Source organism: Streptomyces sp. NBC_00582 (assembly GCF_036345155.1).
In the GTDB taxonomy this organism is placed as follows: domain Bacteria; phylum Actinomycetota; class Actinomycetes; order Streptomycetales; family Streptomycetaceae; genus Streptomyces.
This window is the reverse complement of the sequence record NZ_CP107772.1, coordinates 3,183,320-3,204,030: the sequence shown is the minus strand read 5'-3', so window position 1 is coordinate 3,204,030 and position 20,711 is coordinate 3,183,320. Positions and strand designations below refer to the sequence as shown.

Annotated in this window: 18 protein-coding genes and 1 pseudogene; 15 read left to right on the top strand and 4 right to left on the bottom strand. The window is 70.7% G+C overall.

The genetic code is table 11. The annotated features are described in order from the left end of the window. Window positions 1-218: 218 nt before the first annotated feature. Both OG852_RS13805 and OG852_RS13800 read left to right on the top strand, forming a co-directional pair. A complete protein-coding gene (locus tag OG852_RS13805) occupies window positions 219-515 on the top strand; it encodes a DUF4193 domain-containing protein (protein ID WP_003993510.1) in 297 nt (98 codons plus the stop codon). Between the two features lie 13 nt (window positions 516-528). Then, complete coding sequence (locus OG852_RS13800) at window positions 529-1,476, top strand: hypothetical protein (RefSeq protein ID WP_330348074.1); 948 nt, start codon at window positions 529-531, stop codon at window positions 1,474-1,476. A 27-nt stretch (window positions 1,477-1,503) separates the two neighbouring features. On the opposite strand, the gene OG852_RS13795 is transcribed toward OG852_RS13800, so the two are convergent. Continuing rightward, window positions 1,504-1,968 carry a DUF3093 domain-containing protein gene (locus OG852_RS13795; protein WP_330348073.1) on the bottom strand — a complete coding sequence of 155 codons (465 nt, stop codon included), beginning with the start codon at window positions 1,966-1,968 and terminating at the stop codon, window positions 1,504-1,506. Window positions 1,969-2,026: 58 nt separating this feature from the next. On the opposite strand from OG852_RS13795, the gene OG852_RS13790 reads away from it, so the two are divergent. The 7 genes and pseudogenes from OG852_RS13790 (at window position 2,027) to OG852_RS13760 (ending at window position 9,517) form a co-directional block, all read left to right on the top strand. Then, window positions 2,027-2,611, top strand: a complete 585-nt coding sequence (locus OG852_RS13790; RefSeq protein ID WP_133914080.1) for a PaaI family thioesterase — start codon at window positions 2,027-2,029, stop codon at window positions 2,609-2,611. After that, window positions 2,608-3,159, top strand: coding sequence for a dUTP diphosphatase (dut, locus tag OG852_RS13785; RefSeq protein ID WP_133914081.1), 552 nt, complete (start codon window positions 2,608-2,610; stop codon window positions 3,157-3,159). The genes OG852_RS13790 and dut overlap by 4 nt, the downstream gene beginning before the upstream one ends. A 1-nt stretch (window position 3,160) precedes the next feature. After that, the gene (locus OG852_RS13780) at window positions 3,161-3,928 is read left to right on the top strand and encodes a DUF3710 domain-containing protein (RefSeq protein WP_133914082.1); all 768 of its coding nucleotides are present in this window, start codon (window positions 3,161-3,163) and stop codon (window positions 3,926-3,928) included. A gap of 305 nt (window positions 3,929-4,233) precedes the next feature. Beyond that, window positions 4,234-6,744: pseudogene (locus tag OG852_RS13775) on the top strand (ATP-binding protein); the annotation flags it as partial. A gap of 845 nt (window positions 6,745-7,589) precedes the next feature. Beyond that, entirely contained in the window at window positions 7,590-8,306 is a 717-nt protein-coding gene (locus tag OG852_RS13770; RefSeq protein ID WP_330348072.1) for a response regulator, read from the top strand. A gap of 50 nt (window positions 8,307-8,356) precedes the next feature. Beyond that, window positions 8,357-8,755 (top strand): OB-fold nucleic acid binding domain-containing protein, encoded by a 399-nt coding sequence (locus tag OG852_RS13765; protein WP_055633564.1) that lies wholly within the window; start codon window positions 8,357-8,359, stop codon window positions 8,753-8,755. A gap of 3 nt (window positions 8,756-8,758) precedes the next feature. Next, complete coding sequence (locus OG852_RS13760; RefSeq protein ID WP_133914084.1) at window positions 8,759-9,517, top strand: DUF3159 domain-containing protein; 759 nt, start codon at window positions 8,759-8,761, stop codon at window positions 9,515-9,517. A 72-nt stretch (window positions 9,518-9,589) separates the two neighbouring features. On the opposite strand, the gene OG852_RS13755 is transcribed toward OG852_RS13760, so the two are convergent. Next, window positions 9,590-10,258 carry a potassium channel family protein gene (locus OG852_RS13755; RefSeq protein ID WP_133914085.1) on the bottom strand — a complete coding sequence of 223 codons (669 nt, stop codon included), beginning with the start codon at window positions 10,256-10,258 and terminating at the stop codon, window positions 9,590-9,592. Continuing rightward, window positions 10,258-10,926 carry a potassium channel family protein gene (locus tag OG852_RS13750; protein WP_133914086.1) on the bottom strand — a complete coding sequence of 223 codons (669 nt, stop codon included), beginning with the start codon at window positions 10,924-10,926 and terminating at the stop codon, window positions 10,258-10,260. Before OG852_RS13750 ends, OG852_RS13755 begins: the two co-directional genes overlap by 1 nt. A 414-nt stretch (window positions 10,927-11,340) precedes the next feature. Here OG852_RS13750 and OG852_RS13745 point away from each other — a divergent pair, with 414 nt between their 5' ends. From OG852_RS13745 to OG852_RS13725, 5 genes are all read left to right on the top strand, one after another. Beyond that, window positions 11,341-13,446 carry an APC family permease gene (locus tag OG852_RS13745; RefSeq protein WP_330348071.1) on the top strand — a complete coding sequence of 702 codons (2,106 nt, stop codon included), beginning with the start codon at window positions 11,341-11,343 and terminating at the stop codon, window positions 13,444-13,446. A 111-nt stretch (window positions 13,447-13,557) separates the two neighbouring features. After that, a complete protein-coding gene (locus OG852_RS13740) occupies window positions 13,558-14,886 on the top strand; it encodes a class I SAM-dependent RNA methyltransferase (protein WP_133914088.1) in 1,329 nt (442 codons plus the stop codon). A gap of 494 nt (window positions 14,887-15,380) precedes the next feature. Beyond that, the gene (locus OG852_RS13735; RefSeq protein WP_048455366.1) at window positions 15,381-15,584 is read left to right on the top strand and encodes a cold-shock protein; all 204 of its coding nucleotides are present in this window, start codon (window positions 15,381-15,383) and stop codon (window positions 15,582-15,584) included. A gap of 342 nt (window positions 15,585-15,926) precedes the next feature. Then, window positions 15,927-17,366, top strand: coding sequence for a DEAD/DEAH box helicase (locus OG852_RS13730; RefSeq protein ID WP_330348070.1), 1,440 nt, complete (start codon window positions 15,927-15,929; stop codon window positions 17,364-17,366). 46 nt (window positions 17,367-17,412) lie between these two features. Then, window positions 17,413-17,709 (top strand): CBS domain-containing protein, encoded by a 297-nt coding sequence (locus OG852_RS13725; protein ID WP_443064526.1) that lies wholly within the window; start codon window positions 17,413-17,415, stop codon window positions 17,707-17,709. A 344-nt stretch (window positions 17,710-18,053) separates the two neighbouring features. On the opposite strand, the gene OG852_RS13720 is transcribed toward OG852_RS13725, so the two are convergent. After that, window positions 18,054-18,413, bottom strand: a complete 360-nt coding sequence (locus OG852_RS13720) for a hypothetical protein (RefSeq protein ID WP_133914091.1) — start codon at window positions 18,411-18,413, stop codon at window positions 18,054-18,056. A 418-nt stretch (window positions 18,414-18,831) separates the two neighbouring features. Between OG852_RS13720 and OG852_RS13715 the strand changes: the two genes are divergently transcribed. Next, window positions 18,832-20,517, top strand: coding sequence for a ribonuclease J (locus OG852_RS13715; protein WP_330348069.1), 1,686 nt, complete (start codon window positions 18,832-18,834; stop codon window positions 20,515-20,517). Window positions 20,518-20,711: the final 194 nt, after the last annotated feature.

The following is a 20,711-nucleotide window of genomic DNA, read 5'->3' as shown; positions in this document are numbered from 1 at the left end:
AAGTACACGGTGAGACGCCTTTGAAGTGCGACCTCAGGACCGTGTACGGTCCCGATCGCCATCCAAGCCGATCACTCGTGAGGAGTTCGGTTGGGTGTCGATTGAGTAACAGACCTTGATGTGAGGCAAAATCTCCGCCTCGAGGCGGGCACAAGTCCGGCCTCTCACGCGTTACGTGCGCTGGAGACACCGCATTCACCCAGAGGGGGAGAGGCGAAATGGCAACCGATTACGACACCCCACGCAAGACCGACGACGATGTCGACTCCGACAGCCTTGAAGAGCTGAAGGCCCGGCGGAACGACAAGTCCGCCTCCGCCGTCGATGTCGACGAGTTCGAGGCCGCGGAGGGGTTGGAGCTCCCTGGAGCCGACCTGTCCAACGAGGAGCTGGCCGTCCGGGTGCTGCCGAAGCAGCAGGACGAGTTCACCTGCATGAGCTGCTTCCTGGTGCATCACCGCAGCCAGCTGGCCCGGGAGAAGAACGGTCAGCCGATCTGCCGCGACTGCGACTGAGGCGGGGTCGGCCGTGACTGGCTCGACCCCCTCTCGGAAGCGCCGCTTCCGCAAGCCGGGAGCGGACCAAGGGCCGTCCGACGGCCCTCACGGCGTGCGTGACGACGAGCGAGGCCCATCCGGTACGGGAGTGGTCCCTGCGGGATCGGCCTCGCTCGGTACGACAGGTGACCGGAGTGACCTCCCGGCGCCTGCGCGGGGTCCCGTGCCCGTCGCCAGGCGACGGGCCGCGGTGATCCGGGACAGGACCAAGGACCTGGCCCGGGACGGCGTCCGCAAGGGCGGGGAGCGCGCCAGGGCCGCTCTGGCCCACCTGGCGGACCGGATCATCGAGATGGCCCCGAGGATCCCCGTACGGGACCTCAGGACGCTCCGCAGGCAGTTCCCCGGCCTCGGACCGGAACAGCTCGCCGACAAGCTCGTCGCGGGCGCCGCGAACGCCACCTCCACGGTCGGCGCGGGCGTCGGCGCGGCGGCCATGCTTCCCGTGCCACCCGCGATGCCCACCGAACTGGCCGCGGAGATCACCGGGGTCGCGGCGATCGAGCTGAAGCTCATCGCCGAACTGCACGAGGTGTACGGCCTCAGACCGCCCGGCAGCCTCAAGGACCGCAGCACGGCCTATCTGCGCGCCTGGTCCGGCGAGCGCGGCATCGACCCGCTCAAGCCGTCCACGGTCAACTCCGCGCTCGGCGGCCAGATGAAACGCGAGCTGCGCCAGCAGATCATGAAACGGCTCGTCCGCGACCTGCCGATGCTCGTGCCGTTCCTGGTGGGCGCCGTGGTGGGCGCGGCCATGAACCGGCGCGACACCAAGAAGCTGGCCGCGCGGATCCGCGCCGACCTGCGCAAGGCCCAGGTGCCCTGGGAGGCGCTGGAGGAGCTGCCGCCGCTGGAGAAGCCGGAACAACCCCTGGACATGCGAGAGCTCCCCGGCAATCCCAGGGAGCTCGGGTACTGAGACCTCGCGTCCGCAGACGTCGTGCGCCTAGGCCGCGGTCTCCCGTGCCGTCCGCAGGGCCTGGGCCAGCCGCTCCGGCTCGCGCGTCGACAGATACAGATACGGCGTGGGGTCGGCCGGGTCGGTGACCTGCACCTTCAGCGCGGTGGGGATATAGGCGCGCAGCAGCAGGAACGCGCGCGTGTCCGCCTTGTACGTGCGCCAGGCGCGCGCCTCCTCCGGGTCCAGCACCTCCGCCTCGCCGAGGGCCGCGACCGGGATCTTCGCCTCGCCGGCGATCAGCGCGTCGCCGACCACCCGGATGCGCACGGAGCCGTAGGAGCTGGCGACGACCGCGGCCGCCGCGGTGCCGCCGACCAGACCGCCCAGCAGCGGCAGCGTGCCGAAGGGCAGCAGGATGAGGGCGAAGGAGACGCCCACGAGGAACGAGAGGAACCACCAGGTGCGGGGGGCGGTGAGACGTTCTTCGTAAGGGGTGGCGGGGGGCTGCATGGCGTCAAGCTTGGCATGGTGTCCGGTAAGGGCCGACGCGCGGGTAAGGTCTGCGCCTGTGAGTGGTACTTCCCCAGCTCTTCAGCCTCCCGCCGACGCCGTGAAACCCGTTCGGCACCCTGACGCCCCCGTGCCCGGCGAGCTTCTCGGTGCCCACTACGAACACTGTTTCGGGTGCGGCGACGGACAGGCGCACGGACTGCACCTCCAGGCGCGGGCCGGCGAGGGAGTCACCGTCACCGCCGAGTTCACCGTGCAGCCCGCCCACCAGGGCGCCCCCGGACTCGCCCACGGCGGCGTGCTGGCCACCGCCCTCGACGAGACGCTCGGCTCGCTGAACTGGCTGCTGCGCACCATCGCCGTGACCGGCCGGCTGGAGACCGACTTCGTCCGGCCCGTGCCCGTCGGCACCACGCTGTACCTGGAGGCCGAGGTGACGGCGGTCGCCCGGCGGAAGATCTACTCGACGGCCACCGGACGTATCGGCGGCCCCGAAGGACCTGTCGCGGTCCGCGCCGACGCGCTCTTCATCGAGGTCGAGGTGGCGCACTTCGTCCACCACGGCCGCCAGGAGGAGATCCGGGCGGCCATGAACGACCCCGACCAGATCCGGCGCGCCCGCGCCTTCGAGGTGAACCCGTGAGCCGTGCGCCCCGTCAAGAGCTCGCCGTCCTGATCCGGCGCGTCCACCCCGACGTACCGCTCCCGGCGTACGAGCGTCCGGGGGACGCGGGGGCGGATCTGCGGACCACCGAGGCCTGTGAACTGAGGCCCGGCGAACGGGCCGTGCTGCCCACCGGGGTGTCGATCGCGCTGCCCGACGGGTACGCCGCCTTCGTGCATCCGCGGTCGGGGCTCGCGGCCCGGTGCGGAGTCGGACTCGTGAATGCCCCGGGGACGGTTGATGCCGGGTACCGTGGGGAGATCAAGGTGATCGTGGTGAATCTCGACCCGCGCGAGTCCGTGCGGTTCGAGCGCTTCGACCGGATTGCCCAACTGGTCGTCCAGCAGGTCGAGAGGGTCCGCTTCCAGGAGGTCGCGGAACTTCCCGAATCGGCACGGGCCGCGGGGGGCTTCGGGTCCACCGGCGGGCATGCCGCGGTGGGCGATGCAAGCGGTCAGGCCGCCGTGGGCGGCAGTGTGGGTGGGTATCGATACGCTTCGGTCGTATCCGACCGGGAAGGACAGTGACGTGTTCGGACGTCGCAAGAAGAAGGGTGCCGCCGAGGACGCGGCCGGCGAGGCCGAGCAGGTCGTCGACAGTGTCGACACTGAGGCGGACGAAGAGGTAACGGGCGAGCGTGAGCGCGTCCGGCTCGAGCCCGAGCCGCGGCCCGACGGACCCTGGGACAGCTCCGAGGTCCGCGACCCGGCCGAGGGCCGGGTGGACCTGGGCGGTCTGTTCGTGCCGGGCGTCGACGGCATGGAACTGCGCGTCGAGGTCGCGGGTGACGCGATCGTCGCCGCCACCGTCGTCCTGCGGGACAGCGCCGTTCAGCTCCAGGCCTTCGCCGCGCCCAAGCGCGAGGGCATCTGGAGCGAGGTGCGCGAGGAGATCGGCTCCGGCATCACCCAGCAGGGCGGCATCATCGACGAGGTCGAGGGCCCGCTGGGCTGGGAGCTGCGGGCCCAGGTCCCGGTGCAGCTGCCCGACGGAACCGGCGGCTTCCACGTCGTCCGGTTCGTCGGCGTGGACGGCCCCCGCTGGTTCCTGCGTGGAGTGATCTCCGGCCAGGGCGCGGTGCAGCCGCAGGCCGCCGGGCTGCTCGAGCAGATCTTCCGGGACACGGTCGTGGTGCGCGGCGACGGCCCGATGGCGCCCCGCGACCCCATCGTGCTCAAGCTGCCGAACGACGCGCAGATGGTCCCCGAGGGCGTCCAGCAGCAGGAGGAGGGCTCGCGCTTCTCCGGCGGGATGGGCCAGCTCCAGCGCGGTCCGGAGATCACCGAGGTCCGCTAGGCGCTCAGCCGGTAAGCCGAGCAGGGAGAGTCCGAAAGAGCCGCACCCTTCGGGGGCGGCTCTTTTTTCTGTGGGCGGGGGCGCGGGTGAACCGAAACGGGGGGCTCGTCCGATGAAGCGGATGAGAGGGGGTGCCGATGACCGGAGCGACGTACGGAGAGCCGCGGGGCGGGCCGTCGAGCGGGCCCGTCGCGTCAGGGTTGCGTCAAAGGCGTCCCCCACCGCCCCGCTCGTCCGTTTTGCCGGGACCGGGGGTCGTAGGGTCGACGCTGCGTAGGCAGGAGTCACGGGAAGACAATGGGGCCATGGCGCGCGGCAAGCTTCGGATCTACCTCGGTGCGGCACCGGGCGTGGGCAAGACGTACGCCATGCTGTCCGAGGCGCACCGCCGGATGGAGCGCGGCACGGACTGCGTGGTGGCCTTCGTCGAGCACCACGGCCGGCAGCGCACCGAGGTGATGCTGCACGGCCTGGAGCAGGTCCCGCGCCGCGAGCTGGAGTACCGGGGCGGTGCCTTCACCGAGATGGACGTGGACGCGGTCCTCGCCCGCCGCCCCCAGGTCGCCCTGGTGGACGAGCTGGCCCACACCAATGTCCCCGGCTCGCGCAACGCCAAGCGCTGGCAGGACGTGGAGGAACTCCTCGCGGCCGGCATCGACGTCGTCTCGACCGTCAACATCCAGCATCTGGAGTCCCTCGGGGACGTGGTCGACTCCATCACGGGGGTGCGGCAGCAGGAGACCGTGCCCGACGAGTTCGTCCGCCGGGCCGACCAGATCGAGCTGGTCGACATGTCGCCGGAGGCGCTGCGCCGCCGGATGGCGCACGGCAACATCTACCGGCCGGACAAGGTCGACGCCGCCCTGTCGAACTACTTCCGGCCCGGCAACCTCACCGCTCTGCGGGAGCTGGCGCTGCTGTGGGTGGCCGACCGGGTCGACGAGTATCTGAAGCAGTACCGCAGCGAGCACCGGGTGTCGGCGATCTGGGGCTCGCGCGAGCGGATCGTCGTCGGGCTCACCGGCGGCCCGGAGGGGCGCACCCTCATCCGGCGGGCGGCCCGGCTGGCGGAGAAGGGCGCCGGGGGCGAGGTGCTCGCCGTGTACATCGCCCGCAGTGACGGGCTGACCTCCGCCTCGCCCAAGGAGCTGGCCGTCCAGCGCACCCTCGCGGAGGATCTCGGCGGCACCTTCCACCATGTGGTGGGCGACGACATCCCGGCCGCGCTGCTCGACTTCGCCCGAGGAGTGAACGCCACACAGATCGTCCTCGGCTCCTCGCGTCGCAAGGCCTGGCAGTACGTCTTCGGCCCGGGCGTCGGCGCGACGGTCGCCCGGGAGTCGGGGCCCGACCTGGACGTGCACATCGTCACGCACGAGGAGGCGGCCAAGGGCCGGGGGCTGCCGGTGGCCCGGGGCGCCCGGCTCGGACGGGCCCGGATCATCTGGGGATGGTTCGTCGGCCTGGCCGGCCCGGCGACCCTGGCGGTGCTGCTGAGCACCGTCCACCTGGGGCTCGCCAACGACATGCTGCTGTTCCTGGCGGTGACCGTGGCGGCCGCGCTGCTCGGCGGACTGCTGCCCGCGCTGGCCTCGGCGGCCCTGGGCTCCCTGCTGCTGAACTACTTCTACACCCCGCCCCTGCACCGGTGGACAATCGCGGATCCGAAGAACATCGTCGCGATCGTGATCTTCGTCGGGGTGGGGGTGTCGGTGGCGTCCGTGGTCGACCTGGCCGCCCGGCGCACGCACCAGGCGGCCCGGCTGAGAGCGGAGTCGGAGATCCTGTCCTTCCTCGCCGGCAATGTGCTGCGCGGCGAGACCAGCCTGGAGGCGCTGCTGGAGCGGGTGCGGGAGACCTTCGGCATGGAGTCGGCGGCGCTGCTGGAGCGGGCCGACGACAGAGCCCCGTGGACCTGTGCGGGCCAGGTGGGCCCCGGGCGGCCCGTGCGGCGACCGGACGAGGCCGATGTGGACGTGCCGGTCGGCGACCGCGCGGCCCTCGCGCTCACCGGCCGGGTGCTGCCCGCCGAGGACCGGCGGGTCCTGGCGGCGTTCGCCGCGCAGGCGGTGGTCGTGCTGGACCGGCGGCGGTTGCGGGAGGAGGCCGACCAGGCCCGGCGACTGGCCGAGGGCAACCGGATCCGTACGGCGCTGCTGGCCGCCGTCAGCCATGATCTGCGCACTCCGCTGGCGGGGATCAAGGCGGCGGTCTCCAGTCTGCGGTCCGACGACGTGGCCTGGTCCGAGGAGGACCGTGCGGAGCTGCTCGAAGGCATCGAGGAGGGCGCCGACCGGCTCGACCATCTCGTGGGCAACCTGCTCGACATGTCCCGCCTGCAGACCGGGACGGTCACCCCGATCATCCGGGAGATCGACCTGGACGAGGTGGTGCCGATGGCGCTCGGCGGGGTGCCGGACCCGGAGGAGAGCGTGGAGCTGGACATCCCGGAGACGCTTCCGATGGTCGCCGTCGACGCCGGGCTGCTGGAGCGGTCGGTGGCCAACCTCGTGGAGAACGCGGTCAAGTACAGCCCGGCCGGGGAGCCGGTGCTGGTCGCGGCGAGCGCGATATCCGACCGGGTCGAGGTGCGGGTCGTGGACCGGGGGCCGGGCGTCCCCGACGAGGCCAAGGAGCGCATCTTCGCGCCCTTCCAGCGCTACGGCGACGCACCGCGCGGGGCGGGCGTGGGACTCGGCCTGGCGGTGGCACGCGGCTTCACCGAGGCCATGGGCGGCACCCTCAACGCCGAAGACACCCCGGGTGGCGGCCTGACGATGGTCCTCACCGTACGAGCGGCGAAGGCGGCCCCGGGGCCGCCGGAGGAGGAATCGGTGACGTCGGCCGGGGCGGCGGAGAGGTCGGCGGGGGTGTCGGAAAGGTCGGCAGGGGCGGCGGAGAGGTCGGCCGGGGTGTCGGAAAGGGCGGCAGGGGTGTCGGAAAGGACGGCGGGGGTGTCGGAGAGGTCGGCGGAGGTGGCGGAAAGGGCGGCCGGGTCGGCGGAGAGGCCGGCGGGGGTGTCGGAAGGGTCGGCGGAGGTGGCGGAAAGGGCGGCCGGGTCGGCGGAGAGGCCGGCGGGGGTGTCGGAAGGGTCGGCGGAGAGGCGGGCGGGGGTGTCGGAAAGGGCGGCGGAGGTGGCGGAAAGGGCGGCGGAGAGGCGGGCGGGGGTGTCGGAAAGGGTGGCCGGGTCGGCGGGTGGGGCGGGAGCGCCGGAGATCCGGTCGGGATCGCAACGGCGGCCGCAGCCGGCGGAAGAGGACCAGAGGCCGGCGGCCGATGCTGCCCCAGAGGCCCAGCCCGGCGAGGCTCGTGGGGCATCGGCCGGCGAGCCCCCAGTGGCACCGGCGGAAGCCGTCCTCGCGGCACCGGCGGACCAGGGTGTCGCGGCCCCGGCGCCACCGTTCGGTGAGGGCGTCGCGGCCCCGCCCGGCGAGGCCCTCGCGTCGCCGCCCGGCGCGGACGCCGTCGTGTCGGTGGGCGAGGAGTTCGGGGCACCGGCCGACGACGACTTGGCGGTGCGGGCGAGCAAGGCTCCTGCGGCCCAGCCCGGCGAGGCTCGTGCGCGGGTGGTCCGTGCGGGGGCCGTGGTGGCGTTCGGGGAGTGGGTTGGGGTGTTGGCTGCGGTGTGTGGACGATGGGTACGACTGGGAAGGGTGGCTTCATGGTGAGCCCGGCTGGGGGAAGCTCGCAGATCGGCACGAGGGTGCTCGTGGTCGATGACGAGCCGCAGATCGTGCGGGCCCTCGTGATCAACCTCAAGGCGCGCAAGTACGAGGTCGACGCCGCCCACGACGGTGCCACCGCGCTCAAGCTGGCCGCCGCCCGCCACCCGGACGTCGTGGTCCTCGACCTGGGACTGCCCGACATGGACGGCGTCGAGGTGATCAGGGGGCTGCGGGGCTGGACCCGGGTGCCGATCCTGGTGCTGTCGGCCCGGCACTCCTCGGACGAGAAGGTCCAGGCGCTGGACGCGGGCGCCGACGACTACGTCACCAAGCCCTTCGGCATGGACGAGCTGCTGGCCCGGCTGCGGGCCGCCGTGCGACGGGCCGAGCCGGCCGGGGGCGGCGAGGACGACGTGCTGGTGGAGACCGACGGGTTCACCGTCGACCTCGCCGCGAAGAAGGTGCACCGTGCCGGGAGGGACGTCCGGCTCACCCCCACCGAGTGGCATCTGCTGGAGGTGCTGGTGCGCAACACCGGACGCCTGGTCGGCCAGAAGCAGTTGCTGCAGGAGGTGTGGGGGCCGTCGTACGGGACGGAGACGAACTACCTGAGGGTCTACATGGCGCAGCTCAGACGGAAGCTGGAGGCGGACCCGTCGCATCCGAAGCACTTCATCACCGAGCCGGGGATGGGCTACCGCTTCGAGAAGTGAGCCGTGGGACGCGTTACGGCCGTGTCGGCGGGCCCCGGTACCCTTCAGACATGAGTGGTGTTCCGCGTTCCGAAAAGCCGGTGGGCCGGTTCCGGCGCATGCTCGACCGGCTCTCCTCGTCCCAGGAGGACCTGGAGTCCCAGGAGCTGCGGGAGGACGCCGAGACGGCCGGATGCGTCCGGATCGGCGACTGCCAGGACCGGCAGATCGTCACGGTTACTGGTACCTTGCGCACGGTCACCCTGCGTCCGCGCGCCGGAGTGCCGGCCCTGGAGGCCGAACTGTTCGACGGCAGCGCCGCGCTGGACGTGGTGTGGCTGGGCAGGCGCTCCATCGTGGGGATAGAGCCGGGGCGCAGGCTCATCGCATCGGGCCGGGTCTCCATGAGCAGAGGCCGCCGGGTGCTGTTCAACCCGAAGTACGAACTGAGACCCCTCGGTAGGGAGTAGCCGGTGACGTCGCTCGACAAGCCGACCGAAGACACGACCGCGGAGGACACCGCCGCGGCCGACGCCCGGGCGGTGACCGAGGCCGCCCTGTTCGAGGCGTTCGGCGGGCTGCGGGGCATGATCGAGACGGTCGTGCCCGGCCTGCTCTTCGTCACCATCTTCACGATCAACAAGGACCTGCACATGTCCGCGATCGCCGCGCTCGCGGTGTCGCTGGTCCTGGTCGTGGTCCGGCTGGCGATGAAGGACACGGTCAAGCACGCCTTCAGCGGGGTCTTCGGGGTCGCCTTCGGTGTCGTCTTCGCGATGATGACCGGCAACGCCAAGGACTTCTACCTCCCCGGCATGCTCTACACGCTGGGTCTGGCGCTGGCGTACATCATCACGACCCTGTGCGGGGTCCCGCTGATCGGTCTGATCCTCGGCCCGGTCTTCAAGGAGAACCTCTCCTGGCGCACCCGCAACCCGGGCCGCAAGAAGGCCTACGCCAAGGCGAGCTGGGCCTGGGGCCTGATCCTGCTCGCCAAGTGCGCGATCCTCTTCCCGCTCTACTGGTGGGCCAACACCGCACAGCTCGGCTGGGTGCTGGTCGCCCTGAAGATCCCGCCCTTCCTGCTGGCCGTCTGGCTGACCTGGGTCTTCCTCGCGAAGGCGCCCGCGCCCATCGACGTGTTCGCGGAGATGGAGGCGGAGGAGAAGGCGGAGGCCGAGCGGAAGGCCGCCGCGGAGGCCGCCGGTGGTAGGCACCGTCGGGACGGCTGAGGCCTGGGGGCTGCCGCCCCCGGACCCCCGCTCCGGCCCCGAACGGGCCTCGCTCTCAAACGCCGGACGGGCTTACGTGTCGCGCCGTACCGACAGCAGGTCCTCCAGCTGCTCCTCCCGTGCCTGTGCGGCCACGAAGAGCAGTTCGTCGCCCGGTTCCAGGGAGTCCTCCCTGGTCGGGGTGAGGACCCTGGTGCCGCGGATGATGGTGACCAGGGAGGTGTCCTCGGGCCATTCGACGTCACCGACCTGGGTGCCGGCCAGGGCCGACTCCTCGGGGAGGGTCAGTTCGACGAGGTTGGCGTCCCCGTGGCTGAAGCGGAGGAGGCGGACCAGGTCACCGACCGAGACGGCTTCCTCGACCAGGGCGGACATCAGACGCGGGGTGGAGACGGCGACGTCGACGCCCCAGGACTCGTTGAAGAGCCACTCGTTCTTGGGGTTGTTGACGCGGGCGACGACGCGCGGGACGCCGTACTCCGTCTTGGCCAGGAGCGAGACGACCAGGTTGACCTTGTCGTCGCCCGTGGCGGCGATGACGACGTTGCAGCGCTGGAGCGCCGCCTCGTCGAGGGAGGTGATCTCGCAGGCGTCGGCGAGCAGCCACTCCGCCTGGGGGACGCGCTCGACCGAGATGGCGGTCGGCGCCTTGTCGACGAGCAGGACCTCGTGGCCGTTCTCCAGCAACTCGCCCGCGATCGAGCGGCCGACGGCACCGGCTCCGGCGATGGCGACCCTCATCAGTGACCGCCTTCCTGGGGGCCCTCGGCGAACGACGCCTCGACCTTCTCGACCTCGTCGGTACGCATCATCACATGCACGAGGTCGCCCTCCTGGAGCACCGTCTGCGAGGTGGGCAGCATCGCCTCTCCGAGGCGGGTCAGGAACGCCACCCGGACGCCCGTCTCCTCCTGGAGCTTGCTGATCTTGTGGCCGACCCAGGAGGGGGCGGCGTGCACCTCGGCGAGCTGGACGCCGCCGGTGGGGTCGCGCCACAGCGGCTCGGCGCCCGAGGGCAGCAGCCGGCGCAGCATCTGGTCGGCCGTCCAGCGGACGGTGGCGACGGTGGGGATGCCCAGGCGCTGGTAGACCTCGGCGCGCCGCGGGTCGTAGATCCGGGCGGCGACGTTCTCGATGCCGAACATCTCGCGCGCCACCCGGGCGGCGATGATGTTGGAGTTGTCGCCGCTGGAGACGGCGGCGAACGCGCCGGCCTCCTCGATGCCCGCCTCGCGCAGGGTGTCCTGGTCGAAGCCGACGCCGGTGACACGACGGCCGCCGAACCCGGAGCCCAGTCGTCGGAAGGCGGTGGGGTCCTGGTCGATCACGGCGACCGTGTGCCCCTGTTGCTCCAGGGTCTGCGCGAGAGCGGAACCCACTCTGCCGCAGCCCATGATGACGATGTGCACGACCGTCCTTCCGAGGTAAAGAAGTCAAGAAGTCAAATACTTTTCTGGCCTGGCTTTGAACAGGGTCTCAGACCGTCGCCCAAGCTACACACGCGCGGTCCGTGCAGCCCACCCCTGTGCGGGGGTTTGCGCGATCAGCGGCGGCTGATGCTCCAGAGACTGAGAAAGGTAAGGATTCCGAGGCCGACGAGACTGCCGGCGGCGCCGATCAACTCCGCGGTCGTGTGCATGGAACCTCCGATGAGTGGCGGCGGGGCGGGGTTTGTCATATAGGCATGACGATCGAGGCCGCTGCGGAATCCGCAGCCGACGCGTGGCCGATTTCACTCGTGAGGCAGATGCGGTGCTCCGGCACCCGGCTCACCCCGGGGGAGGGTGGGCGCGCCCCAGTTCGAAGGCATACGATCCTCTGTTGTGTCCAAACTGACCGACGTGCCCAAACGGATCCTGATCGGGCGCGCACTGCGCAGTGATCGGCTCGGAGAAACGCTCCTGCCGAAGCGCATCGCCCTGCCCGTCTTCGCTTCCGACCCGCTGTCCTCCGTGGCCTACGCGCCCGGGGAGGTGCTGCTGGTCCTCTCCATCGCGGGCGTGTCGGCCTACCACTTCAGCCCGTGGATCGCCCTCGCGGTCGTGGTGCTGATGTTCACGGTGGTCGCCTCCTACCGGCAGAACGTCCACGCCTACCCGAGCGGCGGCGGTGACTACGAGGTCGCCACCACCAACCTCGGAGCCAAGGCCGGTCTGACCGTCGCGAGCGCCCTGCTCGTCGACTACGTCCTGACCGTCGCCGTGTCCATCGCCTCCGGCATCGAGAACCTGGGCTCCGCGGTCCCCTTCGTGGTCGAGCACAAGGTGATCTGCGCCGTCGCCGTCGTCGTCCTGCTGACGCTGATGAACCTGCGCGGGGTCAAGGAGTCGGGGAAGCTCTTCGCGATCCCGACGTACGTGTTCGTCGCGGGCGTGTTCATCATGATCGCGTGGGGCGCGTTCCGCGGGCTCGTCCTCGGCGACACCATGCGGGCGCCGACCGCCGAGTACACCATCAGGGCCGAGCACCAGGGCCTCGCCGGTTTCGCCCTGGTCTTCCTGATGCTGCGCGCCTTCTCCTCCGGCTGTGCGGCGCTCACCGGTGTCGAGGCGATCTCCAACGGTGTCCCGGCCTTCCGCAAGCCCAAGTCGAAGAACGCGGCGACCACGCTCGCGGCGATGGGCCTGCTGGCCGTCACCATGTTCTGCGGCATCATCGTGCTCGCCCTGACCACCGACGTCCGCATGGCCGAGAACCCGGCCGTCGACCTGCTGAAGAACGGCGCCGCCGTCGGCGCGGACTACGTCCAGAACCCGGTGATCACCCAGGTCGCCGAGGCCGTCTTCGGCAAGGGCAGCTTCTTCTTCGTCGTGCTCGCGGCGGCCACCGCGCTGGTCCTCTTCCTCGCCGCCAACACCGCCTACAACGGCTTCCCGGTGCTCGGCTCGATCCTCGCCCAGGACCGCTATCTGCCCCGCCAGCTCCACACCCGCGGCGACCGGCTCGCCTTCTCCAACGGCATCGTGCTGCTGGCCGGCGCGGCCACCTTCCTGATCATCATCTACGGCGCCGACTCCACCCGGCTGATCCAGCTCTACATCGTCGGCGTCTTCGTGTCCTTCACGCTCAGCCAGACCGGCATGGTCCGCCACTGGAACCGCCATCTGGCCACCGAGACCGACCAGGCCAAGCGCCGCCACATGGTCCGCTCCCGGGCGATCAACGCCTTCGGCGCCTTCTTCACCGGACTCGTCCTGGTGGTCGTCCTCGTCACCAAGTTCACGCACGGCGCCTGGGTCGCCCTGCTCGGCATGGTGATCTTCTACGCGACGATGACGGCGATCCGTAAGCACTACGACCGGGTGGCCGACGAGATCGCCGCCCCGGAGGGCCCGAGCGACGACAGCGTACGGCCGTCCCGCGTGCACTCCGTCGTGCTGATCTCCAAGATCCACCGCCCCACCCTGCGGGCCCTCGCCTACGCCAAGCTGATGCGCTCCGACACCCTGGAGGCGCTCACCGTCAACGTCGACCCGACGGAGACGAAGGCGCTGCGCGAGGAGTGGGAGCGGCGCGGGATCGACGTACCGCTGAAGGTCCTCGACTCGCCCTACCGCGAGATCACGCGGCCGATCATCGAGTACGTCAAGGGCCTGCGCAAGGAGTCGCCGCGCGCCGCCGTCTCGGTGATCATCCCGGAGTACGTCGTCGGTCACTGGTACGAGCATCTGCTGCACAACCAGAGCGCGCTGCGGCTGAAGGGCCGGCTGCTGTTCACCCCGGGCGTCATGGTCACGTCCGTGCCGTACCAGCTCGAGTCCTCCGAGGTGGCCCGGATGCGGGCCCGCAAGCGGCAGGAGTGGAACGCGCCCGGCGCGGTGCGGCGCGGTCCCGCGGAGCAGGGGCGGACGAAGGAGTCGACCGGCTCGGCGGCCGGGGCCGCGGGTTCCGCCGGAGGTTCCGCCTCGGGTTCCCCTACGGAGTCGTAGTTCCGGTACGCAGTCGTAAGGGGGACGCGGTGAACGGCCGGACGACAGCCACGTAGACTGGTGGGCTGTTGTCCGGCCGTTCCTCGTTCGACGTTGTGGAGTCACCCCGCCATGCAGGCAGAACCGAAGAAGACCCTGGTGGGGACGGAGTACGAGGTCGAGATCGGCCCCGTCGCGCACGGCGGCCACTGCATCGCCCGCACCGACTCCGGCCAGGTGCTGTTCGTCCGGCACGCGCTGCCCGGTGAGCGGGTGGTGGCCCGGGTGACGGAGGGCGAGGAGGGCGCGCGCTTCCTGCGCGCGGACGCGGTCGAGGTGATCGAGGCCTCCAAGGACCGGGTCGAGGCCCCCTGTCCCTTCGCGGGACCCGGCCGCTGCGGTGGCTGCGACTGGCAGCACGCCAAGCCGGGCGCCCAGCGCCGGCTCAAGGGCGAGGTGATCGCCGAGCAGCTCCAGCGGCTCGCGGGCCTCACCCCGGAGGAGGCCGGCTGGGACGGCACGGTGATGCCGGCCGAGGGCGACAAGCTGCCCGCCGGACAGGTGCCGCAGTGGCGTACGCGCGTGCAGTACGCGGTCGACGCGGAGGGCCACGCCGGTCTGCGCCGGCACCGCTCGCACGAGGTGGAGCGGATCGACCACTGCATGATCGCCGCCGAGGGCGTCTCCGAGCTCGGTGTGGAGAAGCGCGACTGGAGCGGGATGGCGACGGTCGAGGCGATCTCCGCGACCGGCTCGCAGGACCGTCAGGTCATCCTCACCCCGCGGCCCGGGGCACGGCTGCCCCTCGTGGAACTGGACCGGCCGGTGTCGGTCATGCGGGTGGAGGAGAAGGACGGAGGCGTGCACCGTGTCCACGGGCGCCCCTTCGTCCGTGAGCGCGCGGACGGCCGTACGCACCGCGTCGGCAGCGGTGGCTTCTGGCAGGTCCATCCGAAGGCCGCGGACACCCTGGTGACCGCCGTCATGCAGGGCCTGCTGCCCCGCAAGGGCGAGACGGCCCTCGACCTGTACTGCGGCGTCGGCCTCTTCGCCGGTGCCCTCGCCGACCGCCTCGGTGAGAAGGGCGCGGTCCTCGGCATCGAGTCGGGCAAGCGCGCGGTCGAGGACGCCCGGCACAACCTCGCCGAGTTCGACCGGGTCCGGATCGAACAGGGCAAGGTCGAATCCGTCCTCCCGCGCACCGGGATCACCGAGGTCGACCTGATCGTCCTGGACCCGCCGCGCGCGGGAGCGGGGCGTCAGACGGTGGAGCACCTGGTGTCCCTGGGCGCCCGCCGCATCGCCTACGTCGCCTGCGACCCGGCCGCGCTGGCCCGGGACCTGGGGTACTTCCGGAACGGGGGGTACCGGGTGCGGACGCTGCGGGCGTTCGATCTGTTTCCGATGACCTCGCACGTGGAGTGCGTGGCGATTTTGGAGCCTGCTGCCAAGGGGCTCTGACGCGTCAGTAGGTGCAGGTCCGGGAGCGCAGGTCCTCGGCCGGCAGGTGTGCTCCCTCCCTCGCCGGTCAGCGGTGCGCGCCGGGGGCGTGGTAAATGCCGTGGCGTGCGCCGGAGCCTCCCTGATCTCCACGCCCGCCCGCACCATCCCCCGGCGGGGCAGCCCTTCCGCTGGGCGCGCCCCTTCCCGAAACGTTACGCTTCGGCTGGGTCAATATCTGTGCCCGCGAGCTGAGATTTCAACGGGACAGGCAGACAGATTCTCTGCCGCATTAAGTGGAATGCGATTCGTCACCGTACACGGGCCGCTGCGGCGTGCTACTGTCGATCTCAGTTGCAGTTGTGGTTCCCAAAACTTCAAGTTGCCGCCGGCGGCGCCTATGCCACTGGAAGCACTTTTGTTATCCGGTTCTTTTTCCGGGCGGGGTGATCATCGCGGCGACACGGGGTCCGTGCAGTGCGGATCCCGATGCACTGCCCCAAAGGAGAAAAGACATGGCTGCTGGTACCGTCAAGTGGTTCAACGCGGAAAAGGGATTCGGCTTCATCGAGCAGGACGGTGGCGGCGCTGATGTGTTCGCCCACTACTCGAACATCGCCGCCCAGGGCTTCCGTGAGCTGCTGGAGGGCCAGAAGGTGACCTTCGACATCGCGCAGGGCCAGAAGGGCCCGACGGCCGAGAACATCGTTATTGCCTGACGCGGTCTGTCGCGTACTTGTAGCTGGGGCCCGCGTCCTTCGGGGTGCGGGCCCCAGCTGCTCGCATTTTCCCGCAGTGGTCTCGCCTGCGGACGACAACCAGGAAACCCGTAGGCTCACCGCATACGGAGCATCCTTCAGGGGTGCACGCATCCCTTCATGGCCGCGGCGGACGCCCGAACATCGCCTCCGCTTCGCGCACTCATGTCAGAGCCCGTGCCCGCACGGATTTTCCGTCGGTCGGATTCGCTCTCGCATTCCATCGGTCCATTCTTGCAATTCTCTGTGCTGCTCATCGCTGTGGGAATTCCTTGAGATGTGCCGCATCGAGGAAGGTTCCGCATGAACCGCACACGCATGAACGACCGTCCGTCGGCCAGGAGCCGCTCCGGCGGACGGAGCCGTTCCGGTGGTTACGGCCGCCGGCCCGCCGCGGTCCAAGGGGAGTTCGCGCTGCCCAGGACGATCACTCCCGCGCTCCCCGCCGTGGAGGGTTTCGCCGATCTCGACATGCCGGGGGCGCTGCTGGGCGCGCTCGGCTCGCAAGGCGTGACCGTACCCTTCCCCATCCAGGCCGCGACCCTGCCGAACTCCCTCGCCGGCCGGGACGTACTGGGCCGTGGCCGCACCGGCTCCGGCAAGACCCTCGCCTTCGGGCTGGCGCTGCTGGCCCGTACGGCCGGGCAGCGCGCCGAGGCCGGGCAGCCGCTGGGGCTGATCCTCGTACCCACGCGCGAGCTGGCGCAGCAGGTCACCGACGCACTCGCCCCGTACGCCCGCTCCGTGAGGCTGCGGCTGGCCACCGTGGTGGGCGGAGTGCCGATCGGCAGGCAGGCGAGCGCGCTGCGCGGTGGCGCCGAGGTCGTCGTCGCCACGCCGGGACGCCTCAAAGACCTCATCGACCGCGGCGACTGCCACCTGAACCAGGTTTCCGTCACCGTCCTCGACGAGGCCGACCAGATGGCCGACATGGGCTTCATGCCGCAGGTCACCGCCCTTCTCGACCAGGTCCGCCCCGAAGGCCAGCGCATGCTGTTCTCCGCCACTCTCGACCGCAACGTCGACCTGCTCGTGCGCCGCTACCTCAGCGACCCCGTCGTGCACTCCGTCGACCCCTCGGCCGGCGCGGTCACGACGATGGAGCACCACGTGCTCCACGTTCACGGCGCTGACAAGCACATGGCCACCACCCAGATCGCCGCACGCGACGGCCGTGTGATCATGTTCCTCGACACCAAGCACGCCGTCGACAGCCTGACCGAGCACCTCCTGAACAGCGGGGTACGGGCCGCCGCCCTCCATGGCGGGAAGTCGCAGCCGCAGCGCACCCGCACGCTGGCGCAGTTCAAGAGCGGGCACGTCAACGTGCTGGTGGCGACCAATGTCGCGGCGCGCGGCATCCATGTCGACAGCCTCGACCTCGTCGTCAACGTCGATCCGCCGACCGACCACAAGGACTACGTGCACCGCGGCGGCCGTACCGCCCGCGCAGGAGAGTCCGGCAGCGTCGTCACCCTGGTCACCCCCAACCAGCGCCGCGGCATGGCTCGCCTCATGGCAGCGGCCGGCATCGTCCCGCAGACCACCCAGGTCCGCACCGGCGAAGAGGCCCTGCACCGCATCACCGGCGCCCAGGCCCCGTCCGGCATCCCGGTCGTCATCACCGCACCGGTGGTCGAACGCCCCAAGAAGCGCGGCGCCACCTCACGCGGCCGACGCCGCCCCGTCCCGACGGCCCGCCGTGCGCCCGTACGGCAGTCCGGCGGGGGTCCGGCTGCATAGAACCTTCGTGATCAGGAAGCCGGCCCAACTCCGCAGGAGGCACCCTTTGACGCTGGACCAGACGCAGTTCCGCCCGGCGAGCGCCCACCCCGCGCGCGGCGCGGTGACCGACACCATGGACCCGGCCGGGCCGCAGGTCTGGGAGGACATGACCGTGGAGGTGGCACTGTCCGTGATGACCGCCGCCCGTACAGGTCATCTGGCGGTCTGCGACGAGGACGGTCTGCGCACTGGCCTGGTCACCCGGGCCGGGCTCACGGCCGTTCGCGACGGCTCCGGATACACGGACCGGATCCGCCTGCGAGACATCGCCGACGTCATCGGCCCTTCGCACCACCGCTGACCACTGGGGCCGAAGCCGAACGTGCGATGCACTGCCGCCGGCTCGGGGCCGCGCCCGTGGCCGACGAACACGGCAGCACTCCGAGCGCCGTCGCCCTCGCCCTCTCCCGCTGAACCGCCCTCACCCCACCCGGCGAGGTCCTCAGGACCATGGCCCAACTCGGCTTCCCTGCGGCACCCGCCCTGCCGCCGCATCTGTGCCCCTGGTCGGCCCGTACGAGCCGACTTCCGCAACGCTCGGCACTTCCCCCGTCCGCCTGACTTACGGACAGGTGTGAGCCGAACAGAGCAGTGAGGCCCCACCGGCGTGCCGATGGGGCCTCACTCTGTGCCATGGGTCGGTGGTCAGTGGTCGGAGTAGCTGAAGTCGCCCACAGTCCAGGCACTGACGGCCTCGATCGCAACGCGGTACATCCCGCCTGTCTCCGGGATGCCCACCGTACCCTGCAGGATCCGGGCGACGTGGAAATGCAGATGCGTGGGCGGCCCGTCCATCCTCGTGCGGGTGTCGAAGACGGCGGAGAACGCGCCCAGGTCGGCGGAGTCCGTCAGCACCTCGGACACCCGCTGCCTCCACATGGCTTCCGGAGCCAGCCGACCGGTGATGACGGCACCACTGGTGACCACGGTCAGGGACATCTGATTGCTCTGCCCGGACTCCACGAGGGTGGCTATCGCAACGAGCAGCTCGTCAAGCTTCGGCATGGGATGGGATTCTATGCACCGGGCCGCCCGGGCGGGTGCAGCGGTGGCGCAACCCGGCGAGCCAGGGGCGTGCTTCGAGGCATTCGATGTCTTTCGAAGCCAGGTTGTCGTACGGACGGCGACGGAACTGACGACCGGACCGGGCGCCCCGAACTGACGAGGGGCCGCCGCGAGTAGGGCCACAGTTGGCGGTTGCGGTTCCTTCGGGGCCTTGGTGCCAAACGGCACCTGGGCCCCTCCACGTACACCGAGCGGGCACTGCTGTACACCGAGTGGCCCAGCGGCGGGGCGCACCGGGAGGCCGCGGAGATCATCCGATCGTCCCGGAGCAGCCACTGCCGGTGCCCGGCTCCATCGGGAAGAAGAGATCACACAGGCAATGGATCCTCTCGTTCCGCTCTCCGGGTACCGTCAGGGTATGAGCCATCCACACCCCGAACTGAAAGCCGCCCCGCCCCTGCCCGAAGGAGGGCTGCGGGTCATCGCCCTGGGCGGCCTGGGTGAGATCGGCCGCAACATGACCGTCTTCGAGCACGCCGGCAAGCTGCTCATCGTCGACTGCGGCGTGCTCTTCCCCGAGGAGACCCAGCCCGGCGTCGACGTGATCCTGCCGGACTTCACCTCGATCCGGGACCGGCTGGACGACATCGTGGCCGTCGTACTCACCCACGGCCACGAGGACCACATCGGCGGCATGCCGTACCTGCTGCGCGAGCGGTCCGACATTCCCGTCGTCGGCTCGAAGCTGACGCTGGCGTTCCTGGAGGCCAAGCTCAAGGAACACGGCATCCGGCCGCGCACGGTGCGAGTGCGGGAGGGCGACCGGCGCGGCTTCGGGCCCTTCGACTGCGAGTTCGTGGCGGTCAACCACTCCATCCCCGACAGCCTCGCGGTCGCCATCCGCACAGGCGCCGGGATGGTGCTGCACACCGGCGACTTCAAGATGGACCAGTTCCCCCTCGACGACCGCATCACCGATCTGCGCGCCTTCGCCCGCCTCGGTGAGGAGGGCGTGGACCTGTTCCTCACCGACTCCACCAACGCCGAAGTACCCGGCTTCACCACCTCCGAGCGTGAGCTGAACCCGGCGATCGAGCAGGTGATGCGCACCGCGCCGCGCCGGGTCATCGTCTCCAGCTTCGCCAGCCACGTGCACCGCATCCAGCAGATCCTGGACGCCGCCCACCAACACGGCCGTAAGGTCGCCTTCGTCGGCCGGTCGATGGTCCGCAACATGGGCATCGCCCGTGACCTGGGTTATCTGAAGGTCCCGTCCGGTCTGGTCGTGAGCACCAGGGAACTGGAGAAGCTCCCGGACCACAGGATCACCCTGGTGTGCACCGGCTCCCAGGGCGAACCCATGGCCGCGCTGTCACGGATGGCCAACCGTGACCACATGATCCGCATCGGCAAGGGCGACACCGTCCTGCTCGCCAGCTCCCTCATCCCCGGCAACGAGAACGCCATCTACCGGGTGATCAACGGACTCACCCGGTGGGGCGCTCACGTGGTCCACAAGGGCAACGCCAAGGTGCACGTCTCCGGGCACGCCAGCGCCGGCGAACTCGTCTACTGCTACAACATCGTCAAACCCCGCAACGTCATGCCCGTGCACGGCGAATGGCGCCATCTGCGGGCCAACGGCGACCTCGCCATCCGTACCGGTGTCGACCCCGACCGGGTCGTCATCGCCGAGGACGGCGTCGTCGTCGACCTCGTCGACGGGCGCGCGTCCATCACCGGCAAGGTCCCCGCCGGCAACGTCTACGTGGATGGCATGGAAGTCGGCGGCGCCACCGAAGCGTCCCTCAAGGACCGCCTCACCCTCGCCGCCGAAGGCGTGGTCACGGTGGTGGCGATCGTCGACGCGGACACCGGCGCCCTTGCCGAGGCCCCCGACTTCCTGGCCCGCGGCTTCGTCCACGACGACGCCACCTTCGAGCCGGTCGTCCCCGTCATCGAGAAGACCCTCGCCACGGCGGCCGAGGAAGGCGTCGGGGACGCACGCCAACTCGAACAGCTCATCGCCCGCGCCGTGGCGAACTGGGCGTTCCGCACCCACCGCCGCAAGCCCCTCGTCATCCCCGTCATCATCGACGCCTGAGACACAGCCCGGCAGGCGTCCGGGCCGGACGCCGATGTGCACGAGGTGCAACTCGGCGACGAGTCGCTGCTGATGTCCGGCCTGATCACCGGCCCACCGGGTCGCCCGTACGAATCGCGCCCGGGTTCCACCCGGACGCGTCGGGGGCTGCCCGGTGGCGGGAGCGCTGCGCCGGGCATCCCGCAGCCCCCGCA